This window comes from Rubrivivax soli, assembly GCF_049810355.1.
Lineage (GTDB): Bacteria > Pseudomonadota > Gammaproteobacteria > Burkholderiales > Burkholderiaceae_C > Rubrivivax.
This window is the reverse complement of sequence record NZ_CP187368.1, coordinates 572,823-597,201: the sequence shown is the minus strand read 5'-3', so window position 1 is coordinate 597,201 and position 24,379 is coordinate 572,823. Positions and strand designations below refer to the sequence as shown.

Sequence of the window (24,379 nt, the reverse complement as noted above, 5' to 3'; positions counted from 1 at the left end):
GACCCGCGCATGACCTTGGAAAGATCGACGATGAGCTACCTTGAAACCACCGGCCTGGGCATGGTGCCCATGGTGATCGAGCAGTCGGGGCGCGGCGAGCGCGCCTACGACATCTACAGCCGGCTGCTGCGCGAGCGCATCGTCTTTCTCGTCGGCCCGGTGAACGACCAGGTCGCCAACCTCGTCTGCGCCCAGCTGCTGTTCCTGGAGAGCGAGAACCCGGACAAGGACATCTTCCTGTACATCAACAGCCCGGGCGGCAGCGTCAGCGCAGGGCTGTCGGTGTTCGACACGATGAACTTCATCAAGCCGGAAGTCAGCACGCTGTGCATGGGCATGGCCGCCAGCATGGGCAGCTTCCTGCTGATGGCCGGCGCCAAGGGCAAGCGCTTCGCGCTGCCGAACAGCCGCGTGATGATCCACCAGCCCTCGGGCGGCGCCCAGGGCCAGGCCAGCGACATCGAGATCCAGGCGCGCGAGATCATCAAGACCCGCGCCCAGCTCAACCGCATCTATGCCGAGCGCACCGGCCAGACGGTCGAGAAGATCGAGGCCGACATGGAGCGCGACATGTGGCTGTCGCCCACCGAGGCCAAGGACTACGGCCTCATCGACCAGGTCATCGACAAGCGCGCCTGACGCCGCCGGTCCCTGCCACTGCCGCGCCGCGGCAACGTGCCGGAGTGGCCGCTAAAGCCGGTCTTTTCCTCGCGGGAAGGGCCGGCGCAGTTGGTCTATGATGGTATCGACTCCTTCGTGGAACTTCGCTCGTAGACAAACACATGGCCGACAAGAAGGGCGCCTCCTCTGGCGAGAAAGTCCTGTACTGCTCCTTCTGCGGCAAGAGCCAGCACGAGGTGAAGAAGCTCATCGCGGGCCCGTCGGTCTTCATCTGCGACGAGTGCATCGAGCTCTGCAACGACATCATCCGTGACGAGGTGCCCGCCGAGGCGGGTGCGGCCAAGACGGCTAAGTCCGACCTGCCGGTGCCCAGCGAGATCAAGGCCAGCCTCGACCATTACGTGATCGGCCAGGACGTCGCCAAGCGCACGTTGTCGGTGGCGGTCTACAACCACTACAAGCGCCTGAAGCACATGGGCGCCAATGCGTCCAAGGAAGAAGTGGAGCTGACGAAGAGCAACATCCTGCTCATCGGCCCCACCGGCTCGGGCAAGACGCTGCTGGCGCAGACGCTGGCACGGCTGCTGAACGTGCCCTTCGTGATCGCCGACGCCACCACGCTGACCGAAGCCGGCTACGTGGGCGAAGACGTCGAGAACATCATCCAGAAGCTGCTGCAGAACTGCAACTACGACGTCGAGCGCGCGCAGCGCGGCATCGTGTACATCGACGAGATCGACAAGATCAGCCGCAAGGCCGACAACCCCAGCATCACGCGCGACGTGTCGGGTGAAGGCGTGCAGCAGGCGCTGCTGAAGCTGGTGGAAGGCACGATGGCCAGCGTGCCGCCGCAGGGCGGGCGCAAGCATCCGAACCAGGACTTCCTGCAGATCGACACGACCAACATCCTCTTCATCTGCGGCGGTGCCTTCGACGGCCTGGAGAAGGTCATCCAGAACCGCACCGAGAAGTCGGGCATCGGCTTCGCAGCCAGCGTGCACAGCAAGAACGAGAAGCGGGCCGCCGACCTGTTCCGCGAGGCTGAGCCGGAAGATCTGATCAAGTTCGGCCTGATCCCTGAACTGGTCGGTCGCCTGCCCGTCGTGGCCACGCTGGGCGAGTTGACCGAGGAAGCGATGGTGCAGATCCTCACCGAGCCAAAGAACGCGCTCGTGAAGCAGTACCAGAAGCTGTTTGCGATGGACGGGGTCGAGCTCGAGATCCGTCCGTCTGCCCTGGCGGCCATCGCCCGCAAGGCGCTGGCGCGCAAGACCGGCGCCCGCGGCCTGCGCTCCATCATGGAGCATTCGCTCATCGACACGATGTTCGACCTGCCCACGCTCGATGGCGTGGCCAAGGTGGTGGTCGACGAGCACATCATCGACGACGGGGCCAAGCCGCTGCTCGTCTACCGGGAACAGAAGGCCAGCGCCTGACGCGCTGCGGTCCGCCCGGCTGACCTCCGCACGGCCACCAGCGCAGTTCCACTTGCAATCGCCCCCTCGGGCCCCACGTGGGCATCGAGAAAGAGAGGTTCTTCATGTCCGGTCATCCCGTTCTTCCCAGCGATCCGATCACGCTGCCGCTGCTGCCGCTGCGCGATGTGGTCGTGTTCCCGCACATGGTCATTCCGCTGTTCGTGGGCCGGCCGAAGTCGATCAAGGCGCTGGAAGCGGCCATGGAGGCCGGCCGTCAGATCATGCTGGTGGCGCAGAAGGCCGCCGGCAAGGACGAGCCCAAGCCCGACGACATGTTCGAGGTCGGCTGCGTCAGCAGCATCCTGCAGATGCTCAAGCTGCCCGACGGCACCGTGAAGGTGCTGGTCGAAGGCATCCAGCGCGCGAACACGCTCAGCATCACCGACAACGGCGAACACTTCGTCGGTGAAGTGGCCCCCGTGCCGCCCGCTGCCGACACCACGCCCGAGATCGAGGCGCTGCGCCGCGCCGTGACGCAGCAGTTCGACCAGTACGTCAAGCTCAACAAGAAGATCCCTCCGGAGATCCTGACCAGCATCGCCGGCATCGACGATCCGGGCCGCCTGGCCGACACCATCGCCGCCCACCTGCCGCTGAAGCTGGAAGCCAAGCAGTCGGTGCTGGACCTGTTCTCCACCGCCAAGCGGCTGGAGAAGCTGCTCGAACTGCTCGAGCACGAGGTCGACATCCTGCAGGTGGAGAAGCGCATCCGCGGCCGCGTCAAGCGCCAGATGGAGAAGAGCCAGCGCGAGTACTACCTGAACGAGCAGGTCAAGGCGATCCAGAAGGAGCTGGGCGACGGGGAAGAGGGCGCCGATCTCGAGGAACTCGAGAAGAAGATTGCCGCCGCCCGCATGAGCAAGGAAGCGCGCAAGAAGGCCGAGAGCGAGCTGAAGAAGCTCAAGCTGATGAGCCCGATGAGCGCCGAGGCCACCGTCGTGCGCAACTTCATCGACACGCTCGTGAACCTGCCGTGGGCGAAGAAGACCAAGATCAAGCACGACCTGGCGAACGCAGAGAACGTGCTGAACGAAGACCACTACGGCCTCGACAAGGTCAAGGACCGCATCCTCGAGTACCTCGCGGTGCAGCAGCGCGTCGACAAGGTCAAGGCGCCGATCCTGTGCCTGGTCGGCCCTCCGGGCGTGGGCAAGACCTCGCTCGGCCAGAGCGTGGCGCGCGCCACCGGCCGCAAGTTCGTGCGCATGGCGCTGGGCGGCATGCGCGACGAGGCCGAGATCCGCGGCCACCGCCGCACCTACATCGGCAGCATGCCGGGCAAGGTGCTGCAGAGCCTGACCAAGGTTGGCACGCGCAACCCGCTGTTCCTGCTCGACGAAATCGACAAGCTGGGCATGGACTTCCGCGGCGACCCGTCATCGGCGCTGCTGGAAGTGCTGGACCCGGAGCAGAACCACACCTTCAGCGACCACTACGTCGAGGTCGACTTCGATCTGTCCGACGTGATGTTCGTGGCCACCAGCAACTCGATGAACATCCCGCCGGCACTGCTGGATCGGATGGAGGTCATCCGCCTGGCCGGCTACACCGAGGACGAGAAGCTCAACATCGCCCAGCGCTACCTGCTCCCCAAGCAGCAGAAGAACAACGGCGTCAAGGATGGTGAGATGGAGATCACCGAGTCGGCATTGCGCGCGGTGCTGCGCTACTACACGCGGGAAGCCGGCGTGCGCTCGCTCGAACGCGAGATCGGCAAGATCTGCCGCAAGGTGGTGAAGGGCATTGCACTGAAGAAGTACGAGGGCCGGGTGGTCGTCACCGAGGACAACCTCAACGACTTCCTGGGCGTGCGCAAGTACGACTTCGGACGCGCCGAGAAGAAGAACCAGGTCGGGCAGGTGGTGGGCCTCGCGTGGACCGAGGTCGGCGGTGACCTGCTGACGATCGAGGCGGCCGTGATGCCCGGCAAGGGCAACATCACGCGCACCGGCTCGCTGGGCGACGTGATGAAGGAATCGGTCGAAGCGGCGCGCACCGTGGTGCGCTCGCGCGCCCGCCGCCTGGGCCTGAAGGACGAGATCTTCGAGAAGCGCGACATCCACATCCACGTGCCGGACGGAGCCACGCCCAAGGACGGCCCCAGCGCCGGTGCCGCGATGACGACGGCGCTGGTGTCTGCGCTCAGCGGCATCCCGGTGCGGGCCGATGTGGCGATGACGGGCGAGATCACGCTGCGCGGCGAAGTCACGGCCATCGGCGGCCTGAAGGAAAAGCTGCTGGCGGCCCACCGCGGCGGTGTGAAGACGGTGCTGATCCCGGAAGAGAACGTCAAGGACCTGCAGGACATCCCCGAGAACGCCAAGAACAACCTCGAGATCGTGCCCGTGAAGTGGATCGACCAGGTGCTCGAGATCGCACTCGAGCGCGTGCCCGAGGCCTTGCCCGACGAGGAGATCGTCGCCAAGGACGCAGGTGCCAAGACCGAGGTCGCGCCGCCCGTGGGTTCGTCGGACGCACTGCCGCACTAAAAAAGTTGGCGGAGGGCCTTGCCAGGGCCAAAAAAGCTGTCATAGAATGCGAGGCTCGACGCGATCGAAATGGCAAACGATCACAGCAGCGTCGAGAAGCAAGGCGGGTCGCAAGACCCCGATGCGGGATTAGCTCAGTTGGTAGAGCGATACCTTGCCAAGGTATAGGTCGAGAGTTCGAGCCTCTTATCCCGCTCCAAATTTCAAAGACAGGGAAGCTTCGGCTTCCCTTCTTTTTGGCTGGAACTGGTTTAGGCTCCAGCCTGCGGCGCGATAGCAAAGCGGTTATGCAACGGATTGCAAATCCGTCCAGTCCGGTTCGACTCCGGATCGCGCCTCCACCACATCGAAGGGCTCCCGCGGGAGCCCTTTGTCTGCCCGGCACTATCATGCGCGTCGCGCCCGGATGGCGAAACTGGCAGACGCAGCGGACTTAAAATCCGCCAGATCCGAGAGGGTCTGTACGGGTTCGATCCCCGTTCCGGGCACCAAGACTGCGTGCCCGCCGCGATGCACCTTCCACCCCACACGATCTCTCGACTGCGCGTCCTGGCCGATCTGGTCGCCACCTGGCGTGCGCGCTACGACAGCGCGTTCATGCTGCCACCCGAGTGGCGCGACAACGAGCCCGCCGGGCCGGCTGCGACCTGGCGTGCCTGGTGTCTGGCAGGCGTCGGCCAGGGCCGGACGCCGCTGTTCGCGCCCTGGTCCATGCCCCAGGTGCAGCAGCGGTTCACGATGGCCCGCGTGCCCGAACCTGCAGGGCCGTGGGTGGACGGCCTGATGTGCGACCTGGACGGCACGGCGCGGCTGCATGCCGCTGGCGGACGCTGGGCGGGCCTGTGGCTGCGTTTGCGCATCAAGGCGGCCGAGATGGCCTGGTGGCGGGTGCGTCCGGCCGACGCCCCTTGGGACGCCGGTTACCTGCACGACACGCCGTCGGTGCGGGAGCGGCTGGGGGTCTTCGTGCCGCGGCGTCCCACGTTGCTGGTGGCGCGCTCTCCCGATCCGGCCTTCCTGAGCCGCTGCGTCCGCACGCTGTCGGTGCGGCAGGCGGTCTTCCGCCACCCGGTACGGCTGCTCGTGCTCGGCGGGCCGCCGGCGTACCTGTCGACCCGCATCTCGGGCTAGAATAGAACGATCGTTCGATTTTTACGCCGGCGCCGGGTGCACGCAGACCCGACGTCTAGAATGCGCGATTAACGTTTACGTCAACTGCACAGGAGTCGCCTGTCATGAAGGTGCTGGTCCCCGTGAAACGGGTGGTCGATTACAACGTCAAGGTGCGCGTGAAGAGCGACGGCACGGGCGTGGACATCGCCAACGTCAAGATGAGCATGAACCCGTTCGACGAGATCGCCGTCGAAGAGGCCGTGCGGCTGAAGGAGAAGGGCGTGGTCACGGAGATCATCGCGGTCTCGTGCGGCGTCACGCAGTGCCAGGAGACGCTGCGCACGGCAATGGCCATCGGCGCCGACCGGGCCATCCTCGTCGAGTGCGCCGACGAACTGCAGCCGCTGGCCGTGGCCAAGCTGCTGAAGGCGCTGGTCGACAAGGAGCAGCCGGGCCTGATCATCCTGGGCAAGCAGGCCATCGACGACGACTGCAACCAGACCGGCCAGATGCTGGCCGCACTCGCCGGCCTGCCGCAGGGCACCTTCGCGAGCAAGATCGAGATCGTCGACGGTGCCGCCACCGTCACGCGCGAGGTCGACGGCGGTTCCGAGTCGCTGAAGCTGACGCTGCCGGCCGTGGTCACCACCGACCTGCGCCTGAACGAGCCGCGCTACGTGACGCTGCCCAACATCATGAAGGCCAAGAAGAAGCAGCTCGACGTGGTCAAGCCCGCCGACCTGGGCGTGGACGTGACGCCGCGCATCAAGACGCTGAAGGTCGAGGAGCCGCCCAAGCGCGGTGCCGGCATCAAGGTGCCCGATGTGGCGACCCTGGTGAACAAGCTCAAGAACGAAGCGAAGGTGATCTGAGATGGCCGTCCTGGTTTTTGCTGAACACGACAACGCCACCATCAAGGGCGCGACGCTCAACACCGTGACTGCGGCGCTTGCCTGTGGCGGCGACGTGCACGTGCTGGTGGCCGGCGCCGACGCCGGCGCCGCCGCGGCGGCTGCCGCGCAGATCGCCGGCGTGGCCAAGGTGCTGCATGCCGATGCGGCGGGCCTGAACCATGGCGTGGCCGAGAGCGCCGCGGCCCAGGTGGTCGCCATCGCCAAGGCGTACAGCCATGTGCTGTTCCCGGCCACCGCCAGCGGCAAGAACATCGCCCCGCGCGTGGCCGCACTGCTGGACGTGGCGCAGATCAGCGACGCCACCAAGGTCCTCAGCGCCGACACCTTCGAGCGCCCGATCTATGCCGGCAACGCCATCGCCACCGTGCAGAGCCTGGACCCGATCAAGGTCGTCACCGTGCGCACCACCGGCTTCGACGCCGCGGCGGCCAGCGGCGGCAGCGCTGCGGTCGAGACCATCGCCGCGGTGGCCGACAACGGCAGCAGCAGCTTCCTGGGCAGCGAGATCGCCAAGAGCGACCGCCCGGAGCTCACCGCCGCAAAGATCATCGTCTCCGGCGGCCGTGCTCTGGGCAGCAGCGACAAGTTCAACGAAGTGCTGATGCCCCTGGCCGACAAGCTGGGTGCGGCGCTCGGCGCCAGCCGCGCCGCGGTGGACGCGGGCTACGCCCCCAACGACTGGCAGGTCGGGCAGACCGGCAAGATCGTCGCGCCGCAGCTCTACATCGCCGCCGGCATCAGCGGCGCCATCCAGCATCTGGCGGGCATGAAGGACTCCAAGGTGATCGTCGCGATCAACAAGGATCCCGAGGCGCCGATCTTCAGCGTCGCCGACTATGGCCTGGAGGCCGATCTCTTCACCGCCGTGCCGGAGCTGACCGGCAGCCTCTGAGTCGCAAGACCCTGCAGGGCGCCCTTCGCGGCGCCCTTGTTCCATCTGGAGACACCACATGACGTACCGAGCCCCCGTCAAGGACATGCTGTTCGTGATGCAGGAACTCGCGGGCATCGACGCCGTGGCCATGCTGCCCGGCCACGAGGATGCCGGCTACGACACCGCCGCAGCGGTGCTGGAAGAGAGCGCCAAGCTCGCCGAAGACGTGATCGCGCCGCTGAACTGGGCGGGTGACCAGAACCCGTCGTCGTTCCAGGCGGGCGAAGTGCGCACGACGCCCGGCTTCAAGCAGGCGTTCCGCCAGTACGCCGAAGGTGGCTGGCAGGGCCTGCAGCACCCGGCCGAGTTTGGCGGCCAGGGCCTGCCCAAGCTGATCCACGCGGCCTGCAGCGAGATGGTCAACAGCGCCAACCTCAGCTTCGCGCTGTGCCCGCTGCTGACCGACGGCGCGATCGAGGCGCTGCTGACGGCAGGCTCGCCCGAGCAGCAGGCCACCTACCTGCCGAAGATGATCGACGGCTCGTGGACGGGCTCGATGAACCTCACCGAGCCGCAGGCCGGCAGCGACCTGAGCATGGTGCGCACGCGCGCCGAGCCGCAGCCCGACGGCAGCTACAAGCTCTTCGGCACCAAGATCTACATCACCTACGGCGAGCACGACATGGCGGACAACATCGTCCACCTGGTGCTGGCGCGCGTGGTCGGCGCGCCCGAGGGCGTGAAGGGCATCAGCCTGTTCATCTGCCCGAAGGTGCTGCAGGACGGCACGCGCAACGACGTGCACTGCGTCAGCATCGAGCACAAGCTGGGCATCAAGGCCAGCCCCACCGCGGTGCTGCAGTACGGCGACCGCGGCGGCGCCACCGCGTACCTCATCGGCCAGGAAAACCGCGGCCTCGAGTACATGTTCATCATGATGAACGCGGCACGCTTCGGCGTCGGCGTGCAGGGCATCGCGCTGGCCGAGCGGGCGTACCAGAAGGCCGTGGCCTACGCCCGCGACCGCGTGCAGAGCCGCCCGGTGGACGGCAGCCTGCCCGGTGCCGCAGCCATCATCCACCACCCCGACGTGCGCCGCATGCTGATGACGATGCGCGCCCACACCGAGGGCTGCCGCGCGATGGCGCTGGTGGCCGCGGCCGCCTTCGACGCCGCGCACAAGCACCCGGACGCCGAGGTGCGGCAGCAGAACCAGCGCTTCTACGAGTTCATGGTGCCGCTCGTGAAGGGCTTGTCCACCGAGATGAGCCTGGACGTGGCGAGCCTGGGCGTGCAGGTGCACGGTGGCATGGGCTTCATCGAGGAGACCGGCGCGGCGCAGTACCTGCGCGACGCGAAGATCCTGTCGATCTACGAAGGCACGACCGCGATCCAGGCCAACGACCTGGTCGGCCGCAAGACCGCGCGCGATGGCGGCGCCACGGCCCGCGCCATCGCAGCGCAGATCGAGGCGACCGAGGAGCAACTGGCCAAGCGCCCCAGCGCCGCCGGCCGCGCGATGGCGCGCCGCCTGGCCGCGGGCCGGCAGGCCTTCCTGGACGTGGTGGACTTCGTTGCCGGCCAGACCAAGGCCAGCCCCAACGCCGTGTTCGCGGGCAGCGTGCCGTACCTGATGCTGGCCGGCACCGTGGTGGCCGGCTGGCAGATGGCGCGGGCGCTGATCGCTGCCGAAGACGCGCTGGCCGCCGGCCGCGACACGGCCTTCATGCAAGCCAAGATCGCCACCGCGCGCTTCTACGGCGACCACATCCTCAACAAGGCCACCGCCCTGCGCGACAGCATCGTCGAAGGTTCGGAAGCCGTCACCGCCCTGGCCCTGGAGTCCTTCTGATGGCACTGCCCGCAATCCTGCAACACCTGTCCCTGCCGGTGATCGGTTCGCCGCTGTTCATCATCAGCAACCCCAAGCTCGTGATCGCGCAGTGCCAGGCCGGCATCGTCGGCTCGATGCCGTCGCTGAACGCGCGGCCCGCGAGCCAGCTCGACGAGTGGCTGGCCGAGATCACCGAGACGCTGGCGGCCTGGGACCGCGACCACCCGAACCAGAAGGCGGCGCCGTTCGCCATCAACCAGATCGTGCACAAGAGCAACGACCGGCTCGAACACGACATGGAGGTCTGCGCCAAGTACAAGGTGCCGATCGTCATCACCAGCCTGGGCGCGCGCACCGACGTCAACGACGCCGTGCACGGCTGGGGCGGCATCGTGCTGCACGACATCATCAACAACATGTTCGCGCACAAGGCCATCGAGAAGGGCGCCGACGGCCTGATCGCGGTGGCGGCCGGCGCCGGCGGCCATGCCGGCGTGAAGAGCCCGTTCGCGCTGATCCAGGAGATCCGCGAGTGGTTCGACGGCCCGCTGGCGCTCAGCGGCGCCATCGCCACCGGCGACGCGGTGCTGGCCGCGCGCGCGATGGGCGCCGACCTGGCCTACATCGGCTCGGCCTTCATCGCAACAGACGAAGCGCGGGCGTCGGACGCCTACAAGCAGTGCATCGTCGACAGCAACAGCGACGAGATCGTCTACTCGAGCCTCTTCACCGGCGTGCATGGCAACTACCTGAAGCCGTCGGTGCGTGCGGCCGGCATGGACCCCGACAACCTGCCCGAGAGCGACCCCAGCAAGATGAGCTTCGGCGGCGACGCCAAGAAGGCCTGGAAGGACATCTGGGGCTGCGGCCAGGGCATCGGCGCGGTGAAGGCGGTGGTGCCTGCGGCAGAACTGGTGGCGCGCCTGCAGCGCGAGTACGCCGCCGCGCGCGCCCGGGTGCTCTGAGCATGGTGGCCGCCGGCACCGTGCGCCAGGTCGTCCGCAACGCCAGCGTCTTCGACAGCGCCGCGGGCTGCATGCGCCCGGGCAGCACCATCGTCATCGAGGGCGACCGCATCGCCGCCGTCACGCAGGAGCCGCTGCAGGTGGACGACGCGGCCCGGGTCATCGACGCCGGCGGCCGTGCCGTGCTGCCGGGGCTGATCGACGCCCACGTGCATGTGGTGGCGGCCTCGCACGACCTGGTCGGGCTGGCGATGCAGCCGGCCTCGCTGGTGACGGCGCAGAGCAGCACCATCCTGCGCGAGATGCTGCACCGCGGTTTCACGACCGTGCGCGACGCCGCCGGCGCCGACCACGGCCTGCGCAGCGCCGTCGAGCGCGGCATCTTCGAGGGTCCGCGTCTGTTCATCGCCGGCGCGCCGATCTCGCAGACCGGCGGCCACGCCGACATGCGCCCGCAGGGCGTGAAGTCGCGCGAGATGTTCTGCAGCTGTGCCGGCCTGGGTCTCATCGGAGCGATCGCCGACGGTGTCGGCGAAGTGCGCCGCGCCGTGCGCGAGCAGGTGCGCCAGGGCGCGAACCAGATCAAGATCATGGCCGGCGGCGGCATCAGCAGCCCCACAGACCCGCTGGAAGGCACGCAGTTCTCGATGGACGAGCTGCGCGCCGCGGTCGAGGAAGCCGAGGCCGCGAACCTGTACGCGCTGGCCCACGCCTATTCGCCGCGCGCCGTGACCCGGGCGGTGCAGGCCGGCGTGCGCAGCATCGAACACGGCAATCTCATCGACGAAGCCACCGCGCGCGTGATGAAGAGCCACGGCGCGTACCTCGTGCCCACGCTGTCGACCTACGCCGCGCTGGCCGACGAAGGCACGCGGCTGGGCTGGAGCCCGGCCATGCTGGACAAGCTGCAGATGGTGAAGGACCGCGGCCTGGACGCCGTGCGCATCGCGCGCGCCGAAGGTGTGCCGGTGGTCTTCGGCACCGACCTGCTCGGCCACATGCACGGCCGCCAGCCGGGCGAATTCGGCCTGCGCACGGCCGCCATGCCGCCCGCCGAGGCGCTGCAGAGCGCCACCATCGTGGCCGCGCGGCTGATGCGCCAGGAAGGCCGCATCGGCCAGCTGGTGGCGGGTGCCTGGGCCGACCTGCTGGTCGTCGACGGCGACCCGATGCAGTCGCTGGCGATGCTGGCCGACCCGGCGCAGGGCATCCGGCTGCTGATGCAGGGCGGGCGGGTCGTGCGCGACAGCCTCGTCGCCTGACGAGCTGCCGACCGCCGGCATCCGGCATCCGACACGCCACAAAGCAAACAGGGGCCCCGCGGGGCCCCTGTGCTTGCGGCCCGTGCGGCCTTACTTCACCGTGGTGAAGCGCGCTTCCGGACGGTCGTCCGAACGGTGCACGGTGCTCACGCCGGCCTTCATCGCCCACGGGCGCATCTGGTGGTGCAGCGGGATCAGCAGCACTTCGTCCTTGATGCGCAGCAGGGCCTCGCGGACCATGGCGTTGCGCTTGGTGACGTCGGTCTCGCTCTTCATCGCGTCGGTCAGGCGGTCGACCACGGGGTCGCTGATCTTCGAGAAGTTGAAGTTGCCGTCGGCCCCCGTGGTGCGCGTGCGCACCAGCGACTGGATCGTGTACTGCGCGTCGTAGGTGGCCACGCCCCAGCCCAGCATGTACAGCGACGAGTCGAAGTTCTGGAACTTCTGGCTGAACGTGGCCATGTTCTCGGCCACCAGCTGTGCCTTCACGCCGATGCGCGCCCACATCGCGACGATCGACTGCGCGATCTCCTCGTCGTTGACGTAGCGGTTGTTCGGCGCGTTGAAGCGCACCTCGAAGCCGTCGGGGTAGCCGGCCTCGGCCAGCAGCTTCTTCGCGCCTTCGACGTCGACCTTGGTCGGCACGTCGATGTCGGGCGTGTTGCCGTTGACCCCCGGGGCCACCATGATGCCCGCGGGGATGCTCAGGCCGCGCATCGTGGCGCGCCGGATGGCCTCGCGGTCGATGGCCATGCTGAGCGCCTGGCGCACGCGCTTGTCGGCGAACGGGTTCTTGCCCTTGATGTTGCTGTACTTCAGCTCGGCGCTGCCGACGTCGGGGGCGAGGTAGATGGTGCGGACCTCGGGGCCGTCGACGATCTTCAGCTTGGGGTCGCTGCGCAGCCGCGCGACGTCCTGCGTCGGGATGTCGGTCAGCATGTCGACGTCACCCGAGAGCAGGGCGGCCACGCGCGTGGGGTCGCTCTTGATCGGGGTGTAGACGACCTCCTTCACGTTGCCCTGGTGCTTGTCCCACCAGTCGGTGTTGATGGTCATCGTCAGGCGCTGCTCGGGCTGCCAGCCGGTGATCTTGTAGGCGCCCGTGCCCATCACGTTGCGCGAGGCGAAGTTCTCTTCCTTGGCCTTGTAGTCCTGCACGTTGGTGGTGCGGTTCTTCTCCGCCCACGCCTTGCTCATGATGCGGAAGTCGATGATGTTGCGCAGCAGGATCGGGTTCGGCGCGCCGAGGATGATGTCGATCGTGTGGTCGTCGATCTTCTTGATCTCGGTGATGCCGGTCACGTAGATCTGCATCGTGCCCTGCGGCTGCTTGATGCGGCCGAAGGAGAACAGCACGTCGTCGGCGGTGAAGGGCGTGCCGTCGTGGAACTTGACGCCCTTGCGCAGTTCGAAGCGCACCTGCGTCGGCGTGATGTAGGTCCACTTCGTGGCCAGCGCCGGCTCCACCTGGTAGGTGGCGCTGTAGCGCGTGAGGCCTTCGTAGGCGTGCATCAGGATCGCATTGGTCGTCGCATGGTTCTGCGAGTGCGGGTCCATCGTCAGGATGTCGTTCTGCGCCGCCCAGCGCAGGGTCTGCGCATGCACGGTCACGGGAGCCAGACCGGCCAGCGCGGTGGTCACGGCCAGCGCCGCCATCAGGGCCTTGAGTTTCATCGGTGAATCCTCCGGAAATCGAAGGACGCATGCTAAAGCCGTGCCAGTGGCACGCAGCACGTGCGAACCCTGGGGGAAGCCCTGACGGCGCGGGTTCAGGCGGGTTCGATGGTGGCGTCGCAGCCGCGGGCCGACGCGATCCAGCGCAGCACCAGGCGCCGCGCCAAGCCGGCGGGCAGCCACGGCAGGTAGCGGCCGGGCAGGGTGACCGCGCCGCACTGGTAGCGCTGCGCGTCGGCGTCCCACTGCAGGGCAGCGCAGGCGCCCCGGCGGCGGCGCGTGATCCACACACCGAGCGGACAGGGTTCGGCGGCGCAGCACAGGCCGCAGCCATTGCAGGCCGCGCCCACCGCGGGCTTGCGCGGCGCGCCGGCGTGCAGATGGATGACGCGAACGCCGTGGTCGGGCTGTGGCATGGCGCCCACACTGTGCCGTGAAGCCTGGTTGCCTGTCAGCCAATCAACAGGGTTCGGGGCGTCCAATTGGCGCACGGGCCGGAGGTGGGCGGTGCTACAGTCTCGGTCTTGGTAAGTGAAGGTCCTTCCCGTCCCCTTGCTGTTGTCAGCAAGGCGGGTCGCAATCCGCCAACCGGTGAAGCCGGGGCCGCGGAAGGTTGATCAACCCATCGGAGCTCCGGAAACCGGGGCGAAAGGTGAGCGAAAGATGATGCAGCAATACAGGTCCAACTCGTACCTGTTCGGGGGCAATGCGCCCTACGTCGAAGAGTTGTACGAGGCCTACCTCGACAACCCCGGCAGCGTGCCCGACAACTGGCGCACCTACTTCGACAACCTCCAGCACGTGCCCGCGGTCGACGGCTCCGACAGCCGCGACGTCGCCCACGCACCCGTCGTCGAATCGTTCGCCCAGCGCGCCAAGGCCAATGCCTTCGCGTTGAAGGCCAGCGAGGCCGACCTGGCCGTGGCGCGCAAGCAGGTGCACGTGCAGAGCCTGATCGCCGCCTACCGCTTCCTGGGCAGCCGCTGGGCCGACCTGGACCCGCTCAAGCGCACCGAACGCCCGAAGATCCCGGAACTCGAGCCGTCGTTCTACGACCTCACCGAGTCCGACATGGACATCACCTTCTCGGCCGCCAACACGTACTTCACGAAGGCCGAGCACATGACCCTGCGCGAGATCGTGCAGGCGCTGCGCGAGACCTACTGCGGCACCATCGGCACCGAGTTCATGCACTGCACCGACCCGGCCGAGAAGCGCTGGTGGCAGGAGCGGCTCGAGTCCATCCGTGCCAAGCCCAGCTTCACCGCCGAGCAGAAGAAGCAGATCCTCGACCGTCTCACCGCCGCCGAAGGCCTGGAACGCTACCTGCACACCAAGTACGTCGGCCAGAAGCGCTTCAGCCTGGAAGGCGGCGAGAGCTTCATCGCCAGCATGGACGAGGTGGTGCAGCGCGCCGGCAGCCACGGCGTCCAGGAGATCGTCATCGGCATGGCCCACCGCGGCCGCCTGAACGTGCTCGTGAACACGCTGGGCAAGATGCCCAAGGACCTGTTCGCCGAGTTCGACCACACGGCCCCGGAGGCGCTGCCGTCGGGCGACGTGAAGTACCACCAGGGCTTCAGCAGCGACGTCACCACGCGCGGCGGCCCGGTGCACCTGAGCCTGGCCTTCAACCCCAGCCACCTCGAGATCGTGAACCCGGTCGTCGAGGGTTCGGTCAAGGCGCGCATGGACCGCCGCGGCGACGCCGAAGGCAAGCAGGTGCTGCCGGTGCTGGTGCACGGCGACGCCGCCTTCGCCGGCCAGGGCGTCGTGATGGAGACGCTGGCGCTGGCGCAGACGCGCGGCTACTACACCGGCGGCACGGTGCACATCGTCATCAACAACCAGATCGGCTTCACCACCAGCGACCCGCGCGACACACGTTCGACGCTGTACTGCAGCGACGTGGTGAAGATGATCGAGGCGCCGGTGCTGCACGTGAACGGCGACGACCCCGAGTCGGTGGTGCTGTGCACGCAGCTGGCCATGGACTACCGCCAGCAGTTCAACAAGGACGTGGTGGTCGACATCGTCTGCTTCCGCAAGCTGGGCCACAACGAGCAGGACACGCCCAGCCTGACGCAGCCGCTGATGTACAAGCGCATCGCGCAGCACCCGGGCACGCGCAAGCTGTACGGCGACAAGCTGGTGGCGCAGGGCGTGCTGCCGGCCGACGGCCCGGACACGATGGTCAAGGAGTTCCGCGCTGCAATGGACGCGGGCAAGCACACGGTCGACCCGGTGCTGACCAACTTCAAGAGCAAGTACGCGGTCGACTGGGCGCCGTTCCTGGGCAAGAAGTGGACCGACGCGGCCGACACCGCGCTGCCGCTGGCGGAGATCAAGCGCCTGGCGGAACGCGTGACCACCATCCCCGCGAACTTCAAGGCGCACCCGCTGGTCGAGAAGGTCTACGCCGACCGCGCCGCGATGGGCCGCGGCGAGATCAACGTCGACTGGGGCATGGGCGAGACGCTGGCCTATGCGTCGCTCGTGGCCAGCGGCTATGCCGTGCGCCTGAGCGGCGAGGACTGCGGGCGCGGCACCTTCACGCACCGCCATGCCGTGCTGCACGACCAGAACCGCGAGAAGTGGGACACCGGCACCTGGGTGCCGCTGCAGAACGTGGCCGACGGCCAGGCCCCGTTCGTCGTCATCGACTCGCTGCTGTCGGAAGAGGCGGTGCTGGGCTTCGAGTACGGCTACGCCAGCGCCGAGCCGAACACGCTGACGATCTGGGAAGCCCAGTTCGGCGACTTCGCCAACGGCGCGCAGGTCGTCATCGACCAGTTCATCGCCTCGGGCGAAGTGAAGTGGGGCCGCGTCAACGGCCTGACGCTGATGCTGCCGCACGGCTACGAGGGTCAGGGCCCCGAGCACAGCAGCGCGCGGCTCGAGCGGTTCATGCAGCTGGCGGCCGACAACAACATGCAGATCGTGCAACCCACCAGCGCCAGCCAGATCTTCCATCTGCTGCGCCGCCAGATGGTGCGCCAGTTCCGCAAGCCGCTGATCATCTTCACGCCCAAGAGCCTGCTGCGGGCCAAGGACGCGACCAGCCCGCTGACCGACTTCACGAAGGGCGAGTTCAAGACCGTCATCGGACCCGCGCGCGACGAGATCGACGGCGACAAGGTCAAGCGCGTGATCGCCTGCTCGGGCAAGGTGGCCTACGACCTGATGAAGAAGCGCGAAGAGAAGAAGGCCACCGACGTGGCCATCGTGCGCGTGGAGCAGCTGTACCCGTTCCCGCACAAGGCCTTCGCGGCCGAGATGAAGCGCTACCCGAACGCCACCGAGGTCGTGTGGTGCCAGGACGAGCCGCAGAACCAGGGTGCCTGGTTCTTCGTGCAGCACTACGTGCACGAGAACATGCTCGAAGGCCAGAAGCTCGGCTATGCCGGGCGGCCGGCGTCGGCCTCGCCGGCCGTGGGCTACTCGCACCTGCACCAGGAGCAGCAGAAGGCGCTGCTCGACCAGGCATACGGCAAGCTCAAGGGCTTCGTGTTGACGAAGTGACCCGCACAGAACAAACCCAGAGATAGATCATGGCAATCGTTGAAGTGAAGGTACCGCAACTCTCGGAATCGGTGGCCGAGGCCACGCTGCTGCAGTGGAAGAAGAAGCCCGGCGATGCCGTGGCGATGGATGAGATCCTGATCGAGGTCGAGACCGACAAGGTGGTGCTGGAGGTGCCGGCGCCCGCCGCCGGCGTGCTGGCCGAGCTGGTGCAGCCCGACGGTGCCACCGTGGCGGCCGAACAGCTGATCGCCCGCATCGACACCGAGGCCAAGGCCGGCGCCGCGGCGCCGACCGCCGCCCCTGCAGCACCGGCGGCGGCCCCGGCAGCCGCCGCCGCCGCGCCGTCCACCAGCAAGGCCGGCGTGGCCATGCCCGCTGCCGCCAAGCTGATGGCCGACAACCAGCTGGCCGCCGGCTCGGTGGCCGGAACCGGCAAGGATGGCCGCGTCACCAAGGGCGACGTGCTGGCCGCCGTGGCGGCGCCCAAGGCTGTGGCGCCGGTGGTGGTCGCACCCGCGCCCGCCGTGGCCAGGCCGCTGCCGGCCGTGGCTGCCCCGGCGGTCAATCTCGGCGACCGCCCCGAGCAGCGCGTGCCGATGTCGCGCCTGCGGGCCCGCGTGGCCGAGCGGCTGCTGCAGAGCCAGTCGACCAACGCCATCCTGACCACGTTCAACGAAGTGAACATGGCGCCCGTGATGGAGATGCGCAAGCGCTTCCAGGAGAAGTTCGAGAAGGAACACGGCGTCAAGATCGGCTTCATGTCCTTCTTCGTGAAGGCGGCCGTGCATGCGCTGAAGAAGTTCCCGGTGCTCAACGCCAGCGTCGACGGCAACGACATCGTCTACCACGGCTACTTCGACATCGGCATCGCGGTGGGTTCGCCGCGCGGCCTGGTGGTGCCGATCCTGCGCAACGCCGACCAGATGAGCTTTGCCGACATCGAGAAGAAGATCGCCGAGTACGGCGCCAAGGCGCGCGACGGCAAGCTGTCGATGGAGGAGCTGTCGGGCGGCACGTTCTCCATCAGCAACGGCGGCACCTTCGGCTCGATGCTGTCCACGCCCATCATCAACCCGCCGCAGAGCGCCATCCTGGGTGTGCACGCCACCAAGGACCGCGCGGTGGTGGAGAACGGTCAGATCGTCGTGCGCCCGATGAACTACCTGGCGATGAGCTACGACCACCGCATCATCGACGGCCGCGAGGCCGTGCTGGGCCTGGTGGCGATGAAGGAAGCGCTGGAAGACCCGGCGCGCCTGCTCTTCGACATCTGACGGCACGCGCACCATGTCCAAGAACTTCGACGTCATCGTCATCGGCGGCGGCCCCGGCGGCTACATCGCCGCCATCCGCGCCGCGCAACTGGGCTTCAACGTCGCCTGCATCGACGCCTGGAAGAACGACAAGGGCGGCCCGGCCCCTGGCGGCACCTGCACCAACGTCGGCTGCATTCCGAGCAAGGCGCTGCTGCAGAGCAGCGAGCACTACGAACACGCGGCGCACCACTTTGCCGACCACGGCATCGGCCTGAAGGACCTGAGCATCGACGTCAAGAAGATGCTGGCCCGCAAGGACACTGTCGTGAAGCAGAACAACGACGGCATCCTGTACCTGTTCAAGAAGAACAAGGTCAGCTTCTTCCACGGCCTGGGCCGCTTCGTGCGGGCGGTGGACGGCGGCTACGAGGTCGCGGTCGGTGACGAGTCGCTGCTCGGCAAGCACGTCATCGTGGCCACCGGCTCGAACGCGCGGGCGCTGCCGGGCGTGCCGTTCGACGAGGACAACATCCTCAGCAACGACGGCGCGCTGAAGGTCGGTGCCGTGCCGAAGACGCTGGGCGTCATCGGCTCGGGCGTCATCGGCCTGGAGATGGGCTCGGTGTGGCGCCGGCTGGGTGCCGAAGTCACCGTGCTCGAGGGCCTGCCCACCTTCCTGGGTGCGGTCGACGAGCAGATCGCCAAGGAGGCGCACAAGGCCTTCACGAAGCAGGGTCTGAAGATCGCGCTGGGCGTGAAGGTCGGCGAGGTCAAGAGCGCGAAGAATGGCGTCACCGTCGCCTATGTCGACGCGAAGGGCCAGCCGCAGGAACTGGCGGTCGACAAGCTCATCGTCAGCATCGGGCGCGTGCCCAACACGACGGGCCTGAACGCCGAGGCCGTGGGCCTGCAGCTCGACGAGCGCGGCGCCATCGTGGTCGATGCCGACTGCCGCACCAACCTGCCCGGCGTCTGGGCGGTGGGTGACGTCGTGCGCGGCCCGATGCTCGCGCACAAGGCCGAGGAAGAGGGCGTGGCGGTGGCCGAGCGCATCGCCGGGCAGCACGGGCACGTCAACTTCAACACCATCCCCTGGGTCATCTACACCAGCCCCGAGATCGCCTGGGTCGGCGAGACCGAGCAGCAGCTGAAGGCGCGCGGCGCCGCCTACAAGGCCGGCACGTTCCCGTTCATGGCCAACGGCCGTGCGCGGGCGCTGGGCGACACCACCGGCATGGTGAAGTTCCTGGCCGACGCGGCGACCGACGAGATCCTGGGCGTGCACATCGTCGGCCCGATGGCCAGCGAGCTGATCGCCGAGGCGGTGGTGGCGATGGAGTTCAAGGCCAGCAGCGAGGACATCGCGCGCATCTGCCATGCCCACCCGTCGCTCAGCGAAGCCACCAAGGAAGCGGCACTCGCCGTCGACAAGCGCACGCTGAACTTCTGATCCGTGTCCGTCCGCGCGCTCTACCAGGCCACGCTGGCCGAGCGGGGCTACACGGCCGACGAAGCACAGCTGCGTGCGGTGGCGGCGCTGGAGCGCTGCGAGCGCGAGTGGGCCGACTACAAGGCCCGCCGCCGCAATGCCATCACCAAGCTGCTGGTGCGGCCGCCGATCCCGCGCGGCGTCTACATGCACGGCGGCGTGGGGCGCGGCAAGAGCTTCCTGATGGATTGCTTCTTCCAGGCCGTGCCGCTGCAGCGCAAGACGCGGCTGCACTTCCACGAGTTCATGCGCGAGGTGCACCGTGAGCTGCAGGAGCTGAAGGGCACGGTGAACCCGCTCGACGAACTGGGACGGCGCATCGCGCGCCGCTTCCGGCTCATCTGCTTCGACGAGTTCCACGTCGCCGATGTCACCGACGCGATGATCCTGCACCGGCTCCTGGTGGCGCTGTTCGCCAACCGGGTCAGCATCGTCACGACGTCGAACTTCCATCCCGACGCGCTGTACCCGAACGGCCTGCACCGCGACCGGATCCTGCCGGCCATCGAGCTGCTGAAGCAGCACCTCGAGGTGGTGAACGTCGATGCCGGCATCGACTACCGCCAGCGCACGCTGCAGCAGGTGGAGATGTACCACTGCCCGCTGGGCGAGGCGGCCGAGGCCGCCCTGGAGCGCGCCTTCGGACAGCTGGCCGAGGCGCGCGACGAGGATCCGCGCCTGAACATCGAGCACCGCGAGCTGCGCGCGCTGCGCCGCGCCGGCGGCGTGGTGTGGTTCGACTTCAAGCAGCTGTGCGGCGGCCCGCGCTCGCAGAACGACTACCTCGAGATCGCGTCGCGCTTCCACACCGTGCTGCTGTCGGGCGTGCCGCAGATGGCGCCGCGGCTGGCCAGCGAGGCGCGGCGCTTCACGTGGCTGGTGGACGTGCTGTACGACCGGCGCGTGAAGCTGATCCTGTCGGCTGCGGTGCCGCCCGAGCAGCTGTACACCGAAGGACCGCTGGCGCACGAGTTCCCGCGCACCGTGTCGCGCCTGCACGAGATGCAGAGCGCCGAGTTCCTGGCGCTGGCGCGGCGCGAGGTCGACACCTCGCTGACCTGACCGCGCCGATGTCGCTGCGCGTCCGACTGCCGACCTGCCTGCTGGCCTGCCTGCTGGCCTTGCCGGTGGCGGGCGTGCGCGCCGACACCGCCGACGCCGCCGACGAGCGCGAGCGCATCGAGACCGAGCGGCGCCTGATCGAGGCCGCGTTCGCCGACGAGGAGAGCGCCTGCCTGCGCCGCTTCATCGTCACGCCCTGCGTCGAAGCCGTGCAGGCACGCCGGCGCGAGGCGCTGGCGCCGCTGCGCCACCAGGAACTGCTGCTCGACGAGGCCGAGCGCCGGGCGCGGGCCGCGGCCCGGCTGCAGGCCATCGACGCACGGCGCGCTGCGGCGGCACAGCGGCCGCCCGAGGCGCCGGCCGTCACGCCCACCCCGATGCCGGGAGATCCGCAAGCCGGACCGCCGGCGGTCGCGGCGTCCGCACCGGGCGTGCCGTTGCCGCCACGCGCCACGCCGTCGATCGACCGCAACGCCGCCGCGCAGGCCGCCGCGCGCCGCGCTGCCGCGGCCCAGCGCCGGCGCGAGGAGGCCGCTGCCGACCGCGCACGCATCGCCGAGCGCCGGGCGCAGCAGCAGGGCCAGCGTTCGGCGCCGCTGCCGGTGCCGCGTGCGCCGGCAGCGGCGTCCACGGCTTCGGCGGCTTCAGCGGCGCGCTGAACGGCTCACTTCAGCGCGTCGATGCGCACCATGGCCAGCGACAGGTTGTCGCCGCCGCCCCGTGCCCGCTGGCGTGCCTTGCTGACCAGCATCTCGCTGGCCTCGCGCGGTGGCAGCGCGTGCACGATGGCGCCCAGTTCCTTGGGCGTGAAGTAGTGCCACAGGCCGTCGCTGCAGGCCAGCAGCGTGTCACCGGGTTCCAGCTTGTCGATGTGCCACAGCGCCAGCGGCGGATCGGCGTGCGTGCCCAGGCAGCCGGTGAGCAGGTTGGACTGCGGATGCGTGTTGGCCGCTTCCTCGCTGATCTTGCCTTCGTCGATCAGGCGCTGCACGAACGAGTGGTCGATCGTGCGCTTGAGCATCTCGGCGCCGCGGAAGTGGTACACGCGCGAGTCGCCGGCGTGCACCACGTCGCAGTCCAGGTTGGGCTGCACCACGAAGGCCGCCACGGTGCTGTGCGGCTCTTCCTCGGCCGTGATCGCCGTCAGCTTGATCATCAGGTGCGACTCCATCACCAGCTGCCGCAGCAGGTCGGCGGCGTCGTCCTTCAGCGGCACGAAGCGCTCGAAGATCTGGTGACCGGTCAGCAGCACCTGGTCCGCGGCCTTGCGCCCGCCGCTCTTGCCGCCCATGCCGTCGGCGACGATGGCCAGGCTGCAGCCCTGCACGCGGTCGTGCTGGATCACCTCGACCTGGTCCTGCTGGTAGGCGCGATCGCCGCGGTGCAGGCCGGTGGCGGCGGTGAGTCGGAAGGTGGGCAGGGTGCTGGTGGGCATGCGCGGGACTATAAACTCCGCCCCTTGCACGCCATCCGCGCTCCATGGACCACAACCTGCACTCCCCGCAGAGACGGCTGATCGAGTTGCGGATGGAGCACGCCGACCTCGACGACCTCATCGACCGCAACACGCTCGACCGGCCCGGCGACGAGCTGACGCTGCGCCGGCTGAAGAAGCGTCGTCTGCTGCTGCGCGACCAGATCGCGCGCCTGGAAACCGAACTCGATCCCCCGGAACCCGCCTAGATGACGCTCCCCCCCGATGCGCCTGCGGCGCCTCCCCCCCGGGGGAGCGACGCCTGCGGACCGGCGGAGCCGGATCCGCGGCGTCCGCTTGAATGGGCCGACGCTGCGCGCGGCCGGTTGGCGTGGCGCTGATCGTGTCGGCGCTCGGGCGTGATGTTGCGCGTGCCTTCGCCGCCGACGGCCCGCTCGCGCAGGCCGATCCCGGCTTCCTGCCGCGCGCGGCGCAGGACACGCTGGCGTTGGCGGTGGCCGACGCCGTCGAGCAGCGCAGCCCGCTGGTGGCCGAGGCCGGCACCGGTGTCGGCAAGACCTTCGCCTACCTGGTGCCGTTGCTGCTGTCCGGCAAGCGCGCCCTGGTCAGCACCGCCACCAAGAGCCTGCAGGACCAGCTGTTCCTGCGCGACCTGCCCAGGCTGGCGCAGGCGCTGAACGTGCCCGTGCAGATGGCGCTGCTGAAGGGCCGCGCCAGCTATCTGTGCCGCCACCGGCTGGCCCAGGCGCGCCACGACGGGCAGCTGCCCGACCGCTTCGCCGTGCGCGCACTGGCCCGCGTGGAAGCCTGGGCGCAGGCCACGAAGAGCGGCGACATCGCCGAGGTCGAGGGCCTGGACGACCGCAGCCCGGTGATCCCGCTGGTCACCTCCACCCGGGACAACTGCCTGGGCACCGAATGCCCCGAACACCGCAGCTGCCACGTGATGCAGGCCCGGCGCGAGGCGATGGCGGCGGACCTCGTGGTCGTCAACCACCACCTGTTCTTCGCCGACATGGCGCTGCGCGACAGCGGCGTGGCCGAACTGCTGCCCACGGTCGACGCCGCGGTGTTCGACGAAGCGCACCAACTGGTGGAGGCCGGCGTGCAGTTCCTCGGCACCACGCTGGGCACGGCGCAGGCGCTCGAGCTCGGACGCGACATGCTCGGTGCCGGGCTGGCGCAGGCGCGCGGCTTGCAGCCCTGGGCCGAACTGCAGGCAGGGCTGGAGCTGGCCGCGCGCGAACTGCGGCTGGCCTGCGCCGGCGGCCTGCGCGAGGTGCGCGGCATCCTGAAGCTGCGCTGGGACGAACGCGGTGCCGACGGTGCGCTGGTGCCGCTGCTGCGCGACCTGGCCGAAGCCGCGCTGGCAGCGGCCGAAGCGCTGGCTGCCGTGGCCGAGGTCGGCCCCGACTTTTCGAAGCTGGTGCAGCGTGCCGAGGCGCTGGCCCAGCTGGCACAGCGCTTCGAGCTCGACGCCGCCGACGGGCACGTGCGCTGGATCGACCTCTCGCCGCAGCAGGCGCGGCTGGTGGAGTCGCCGCTGGACATCCGCAAGATGCTGGGCGAGCAGCGTGCGCTGGCGCCGAAGGCCTGGGTCTTCACCTCGGCCACGCTGGGCGAAGACGACAAGCTCGGCTGGTTCACCGCCAGCACCGGCCTGGAAGACGCGACCACGTTGCGCGTGGGCAGCCCCTTCGACTACGCCGCCCACGCGCGGCTGTGGGTGCCGGGGCGCTTCCCGAAGCCGAACGAGCCCGGGCACCCGGAAGCCGTCGGCCGCCTGGCGGCACGGCTGGCGGGCGCCCTGGGTGGCCGCACCTTCGTGCTGACGACCACGCTGCGTGTGCTGCCGCAGATCGCCGAGGCCCTGCGCGCCGAGGCCGAAGCGGCAGGCCACAGTCTCGACGTGCTGGTGCAGGGCACGCAGCCGCGCCGCGCGCTGCTGCAGCGCTTCGGCGACGGCCGGGGCTGCGTGCTGGTGGGCTCGCAGAGCTTCTGGGAGGGCATCGACAAGCCCGGCGACGCGCTGCAGTGCGTGCTGATCGACAAGCTGCCGTTCCCGCCGCCGAACGACCCGCTGGTCGAGGCGCGCGTGAAGCAGATCAAGTCACAGGGCCGCGACGCGTTCAACGACTACTTCATCGCCGAGGCCGCGGTGTCGCTGAAGCAGGGCGCCGGGCGCCTGATCCGCACCGAGAGCGATCGCGGTCTGCTGGTGGTGTGCGACCCGCGCATGCGGCAGATGGGCTACGGGCGCCGCCTGCGGGCGGCGCTGCCGCCGATGGGCTGGCTGGACGACGAGGCCCAGGCGCTGGATTGGCTGGGCGAGCTCGCCGCCACGCACGGCTGGTGACGCGCGGGCCACCCGCGCGCCGCAGCGGTTCC

General features: G+C 68.7%; 19 protein-coding genes and 3 tRNA genes. 19 read left to right on the top strand and 3 right to left on the bottom strand.

What is annotated here, in order from left to right; translation table 11 throughout:
• The first annotated feature begins 30 nt into the window (after window positions 1-30).
• The 12 genes from clpP to ACPOLB_RS02585 all read left to right on the top strand — a co-directional run bounded on the left by clpP (window position 31) and on the right by ACPOLB_RS02585 (window position 11,550).
• Window positions 31-639 (top strand): ATP-dependent Clp endopeptidase proteolytic subunit ClpP, encoded by a 609-nt coding sequence (gene clpP, locus ACPOLB_RS02640; protein ID WP_425259743.1) that lies wholly within the window; start codon window positions 31-33, stop codon window positions 637-639.
• Window positions 640-782: 143 nt separating this feature from the next.
• The gene (clpX, locus tag ACPOLB_RS02635; protein WP_425259742.1) at window positions 783-2,057 is read left to right on the top strand and encodes an ATP-dependent Clp protease ATP-binding subunit ClpX; all 1,275 of its coding nucleotides are present in this window, start codon (window positions 783-785) and stop codon (window positions 2,055-2,057) included.
• A gap of 104 nt (window positions 2,058-2,161) precedes the next feature.
• A complete protein-coding gene (gene lon, locus ACPOLB_RS02630) occupies window positions 2,162-4,588 on the top strand; it encodes an endopeptidase La (protein ID WP_425259741.1) in 2,427 nt (808 codons plus the stop codon).
• Window positions 4,589-4,711: 123 nt separating this feature from the next.
• Window positions 4,712-4,787 (top strand) — tRNA-Gly (locus ACPOLB_RS02625).
• A 68-nt stretch (window positions 4,788-4,855) separates the two neighbouring features.
• A tRNA-Cys gene (locus ACPOLB_RS02620) sits at window positions 4,856-4,929 on the top strand.
• Between the two features lie 59 nt (window positions 4,930-4,988).
• Window positions 4,989-5,079, top strand: a tRNA-Leu gene (locus ACPOLB_RS02615).
• Between the two features lie 19 nt (window positions 5,080-5,098).
• Window positions 5,099-5,719, top strand: coding sequence for a hypothetical protein (locus tag ACPOLB_RS02610; protein ID WP_425259740.1), 621 nt, complete (start codon window positions 5,099-5,101; stop codon window positions 5,717-5,719).
• Window positions 5,720-5,823: 104 nt separating this feature from the next.
• Entirely contained in the window at window positions 5,824-6,573 is a 750-nt protein-coding gene (locus ACPOLB_RS02605; RefSeq protein WP_425259739.1) for an electron transfer flavoprotein subunit beta/FixA family protein, read from the top strand.
• A gap of 1 nt (window position 6,574) precedes the next feature.
• The gene (locus ACPOLB_RS02600) at window positions 6,575-7,507 is read left to right on the top strand and encodes an electron transfer flavoprotein subunit alpha/FixB family protein (RefSeq protein ID WP_425259738.1); all 933 of its coding nucleotides are present in this window, start codon (window positions 6,575-6,577) and stop codon (window positions 7,505-7,507) included.
• A 58-nt stretch (window positions 7,508-7,565) separates the two neighbouring features.
• Window positions 7,566-9,341 carry an acyl-CoA dehydrogenase gene (locus ACPOLB_RS02595; RefSeq protein WP_425259737.1) on the top strand — a complete coding sequence of 592 codons (1,776 nt, stop codon included), beginning with the start codon at window positions 7,566-7,568 and terminating at the stop codon, window positions 9,339-9,341.
• Window positions 9,341-10,288 carry an NAD(P)H-dependent flavin oxidoreductase gene (locus ACPOLB_RS02590; protein WP_425259736.1) on the top strand — a complete coding sequence of 316 codons (948 nt, stop codon included), beginning with the start codon at window positions 9,341-9,343 and terminating at the stop codon, window positions 10,286-10,288. The genes ACPOLB_RS02595 and ACPOLB_RS02590 overlap by 1 nt, the downstream gene beginning before the upstream one ends.
• A 2-nt stretch (window positions 10,289-10,290) precedes the next feature.
• Window positions 10,291-11,550, top strand: coding sequence for an amidohydrolase family protein (locus tag ACPOLB_RS02585; RefSeq protein WP_425259735.1), 1,260 nt, complete (start codon window positions 10,291-10,293; stop codon window positions 11,548-11,550).
• A 90-nt stretch (window positions 11,551-11,640) separates the two neighbouring features.
• Here ACPOLB_RS02585 and ACPOLB_RS02580 read toward each other — a convergent pair whose 3' ends face one another.
• Window positions 11,641-13,224: an ABC transporter substrate-binding protein gene (locus ACPOLB_RS02580; protein WP_425259734.1), complete on the bottom strand. Its 1,584-nt coding sequence runs from the start codon at window positions 13,222-13,224 to the stop codon at window positions 11,641-11,643.
• A 95-nt stretch (window positions 13,225-13,319) separates the two neighbouring features.
• Window positions 13,320-13,640, bottom strand: coding sequence for a hypothetical protein (locus ACPOLB_RS02575; RefSeq protein WP_425259733.1), 321 nt, complete (start codon window positions 13,638-13,640; stop codon window positions 13,320-13,322).
• A gap of 247 nt (window positions 13,641-13,887) precedes the next feature.
• Between ACPOLB_RS02575 and ACPOLB_RS02570 the strand changes: the two genes are divergently transcribed.
• Genes ACPOLB_RS02570 through ACPOLB_RS02550 form a run of 5 tightly spaced genes read left to right on the top strand, consistent with a single transcriptional unit; the run spans window position 13,888 to window position 21,215 of the window.
• Window positions 13,888-16,746, top strand: a complete 2,859-nt coding sequence (locus ACPOLB_RS02570; protein WP_425259732.1) for a 2-oxoglutarate dehydrogenase E1 component — start codon at window positions 13,888-13,890, stop codon at window positions 16,744-16,746.
• A gap of 29 nt (window positions 16,747-16,775) precedes the next feature.
• On the top strand, window positions 16,776-18,023 hold the full coding sequence (odhB, locus tag ACPOLB_RS02565) for a 2-oxoglutarate dehydrogenase complex dihydrolipoyllysine-residue succinyltransferase (protein WP_425259731.1): 1,248 nt from the start codon (window positions 16,776-16,778) through the stop codon (window positions 18,021-18,023).
• Window positions 18,024-18,036: 13 nt separating this feature from the next.
• Window positions 18,037-19,455 carry a dihydrolipoyl dehydrogenase gene (gene lpdA, locus ACPOLB_RS02560; RefSeq protein ID WP_425259730.1) on the top strand — a complete coding sequence of 473 codons (1,419 nt, stop codon included), beginning with the start codon at window positions 18,037-18,039 and terminating at the stop codon, window positions 19,453-19,455.
• 3 nt (window positions 19,456-19,458) lie between these two features.
• Window positions 19,459-20,556 (top strand): cell division protein ZapE, encoded by a 1,098-nt coding sequence (gene zapE / locus ACPOLB_RS02555; protein ID WP_425259729.1) that lies wholly within the window; start codon window positions 19,459-19,461, stop codon window positions 20,554-20,556.
• Window positions 20,557-20,564: 8 nt separating this feature from the next.
• On the top strand, window positions 20,565-21,215 hold the full coding sequence (locus ACPOLB_RS02550) for a hypothetical protein (protein ID WP_425259728.1): 651 nt from the start codon (window positions 20,565-20,567) through the stop codon (window positions 21,213-21,215).
• 5 nt (window positions 21,216-21,220) lie between these two features.
• Here ACPOLB_RS02550 and ACPOLB_RS02545 read toward each other — a convergent pair whose 3' ends face one another.
• Window positions 21,221-21,991, bottom strand: coding sequence for a PP2C family protein-serine/threonine phosphatase (locus ACPOLB_RS02545; protein ID WP_425259727.1), 771 nt, complete (start codon window positions 21,989-21,991; stop codon window positions 21,221-21,223).
• 44 nt (window positions 21,992-22,035) lie between these two features.
• On the opposite strand from ACPOLB_RS02545, the gene ACPOLB_RS02540 reads away from it, so the two are divergent.
• Window positions 22,036-22,239, top strand: coding sequence for a YdcH family protein (locus tag ACPOLB_RS02540; protein WP_425259726.1), 204 nt, complete (start codon window positions 22,036-22,038; stop codon window positions 22,237-22,239).
• A 92-nt stretch (window positions 22,240-22,331) separates the two neighbouring features.
• Window positions 22,332-24,347 (top strand): ATP-dependent DNA helicase, encoded by a 2,016-nt coding sequence (locus tag ACPOLB_RS02535; protein ID WP_425259725.1) that lies wholly within the window; start codon window positions 22,332-22,334, stop codon window positions 24,345-24,347.
• Window positions 24,348-24,379: the final 32 nt, after the last annotated feature.

What these genes read in the sequence shown, in the direction of transcription:
- clpP (WP_425259743.1), top strand. Translation starts at nt 31, where the DNA reads ATGAGCTACCTTGAAACCACCGGCCTGGGCATGGTGCCCATGGTGATC.
- clpX (WP_425259742.1), top strand. Translation starts at nt 783, where the DNA reads ATGGCCGACAAGAAGGGCGCCTCCTCTGGCGAGAAAGTCCTGTACTGC.
- lon (WP_425259741.1), top strand. Translation starts at nt 2,162, where the DNA reads ATGTCCGGTCATCCCGTTCTTCCCAGCGATCCGATCACGCTGCCGCTG.
- ACPOLB_RS02610 (WP_425259740.1), top strand. Translation starts at nt 5,099, where the DNA reads ATGCACCTTCCACCCCACACGATCTCTCGACTGCGCGTCCTGGCCGAT.
- ACPOLB_RS02605 (WP_425259739.1), top strand. Translation starts at nt 5,824, where the DNA reads ATGAAGGTGCTGGTCCCCGTGAAACGGGTGGTCGATTACAACGTCAAG.
- ACPOLB_RS02600 (WP_425259738.1), top strand. Translation starts at nt 6,575, where the DNA reads ATGGCCGTCCTGGTTTTTGCTGAACACGACAACGCCACCATCAAGGGC.
- ACPOLB_RS02595 (WP_425259737.1), top strand. Translation starts at nt 7,566, where the DNA reads ATGACGTACCGAGCCCCCGTCAAGGACATGCTGTTCGTGATGCAGGAA.
- ACPOLB_RS02590 (WP_425259736.1), top strand. Translation starts at nt 9,341, where the DNA reads ATGGCACTGCCCGCAATCCTGCAACACCTGTCCCTGCCGGTGATCGGT.
- ACPOLB_RS02585 (WP_425259735.1), top strand. Translation starts at nt 10,291, where the DNA reads ATGGTGGCCGCCGGCACCGTGCGCCAGGTCGTCCGCAACGCCAGCGTC.
- ACPOLB_RS02580 (WP_425259734.1), bottom strand. Translation starts at nt 13,224, where the DNA reads ATGAAACTCAAGGCCCTGATGGCGGCGCTGGCCGTGACCACCGCGCTG.
- ACPOLB_RS02575 (WP_425259733.1), bottom strand. Translation starts at nt 13,640, where the DNA reads ATGCCACAGCCCGACCACGGCGTTCGCGTCATCCATCTGCACGCCGGC.
- ACPOLB_RS02570 (WP_425259732.1), top strand. Translation starts at nt 13,888, where the DNA reads ATGATGCAGCAATACAGGTCCAACTCGTACCTGTTCGGGGGCAATGCG.
- odhB (WP_425259731.1), top strand. Translation starts at nt 16,776, where the DNA reads ATGGCAATCGTTGAAGTGAAGGTACCGCAACTCTCGGAATCGGTGGCC.
- lpdA (WP_425259730.1), top strand. Translation starts at nt 18,037, where the DNA reads ATGTCCAAGAACTTCGACGTCATCGTCATCGGCGGCGGCCCCGGCGGC.
- ACPOLB_RS02550 (WP_425259728.1), top strand. Translation starts at nt 20,565, where the DNA reads ATGTCGCTGCGCGTCCGACTGCCGACCTGCCTGCTGGCCTGCCTGCTG.
- ACPOLB_RS02545 (WP_425259727.1), bottom strand. Translation starts at nt 21,991, where the DNA reads ATGCCCACCAGCACCCTGCCCACCTTCCGACTCACCGCCGCCACCGGC.
- ACPOLB_RS02540 (WP_425259726.1), top strand. Translation starts at nt 22,036, where the DNA reads ATGGACCACAACCTGCACTCCCCGCAGAGACGGCTGATCGAGTTGCGG.
- ACPOLB_RS02535 (WP_425259725.1), top strand. Translation starts at nt 22,332, where the DNA reads ATGGGCCGACGCTGCGCGCGGCCGGTTGGCGTGGCGCTGATCGTGTCG.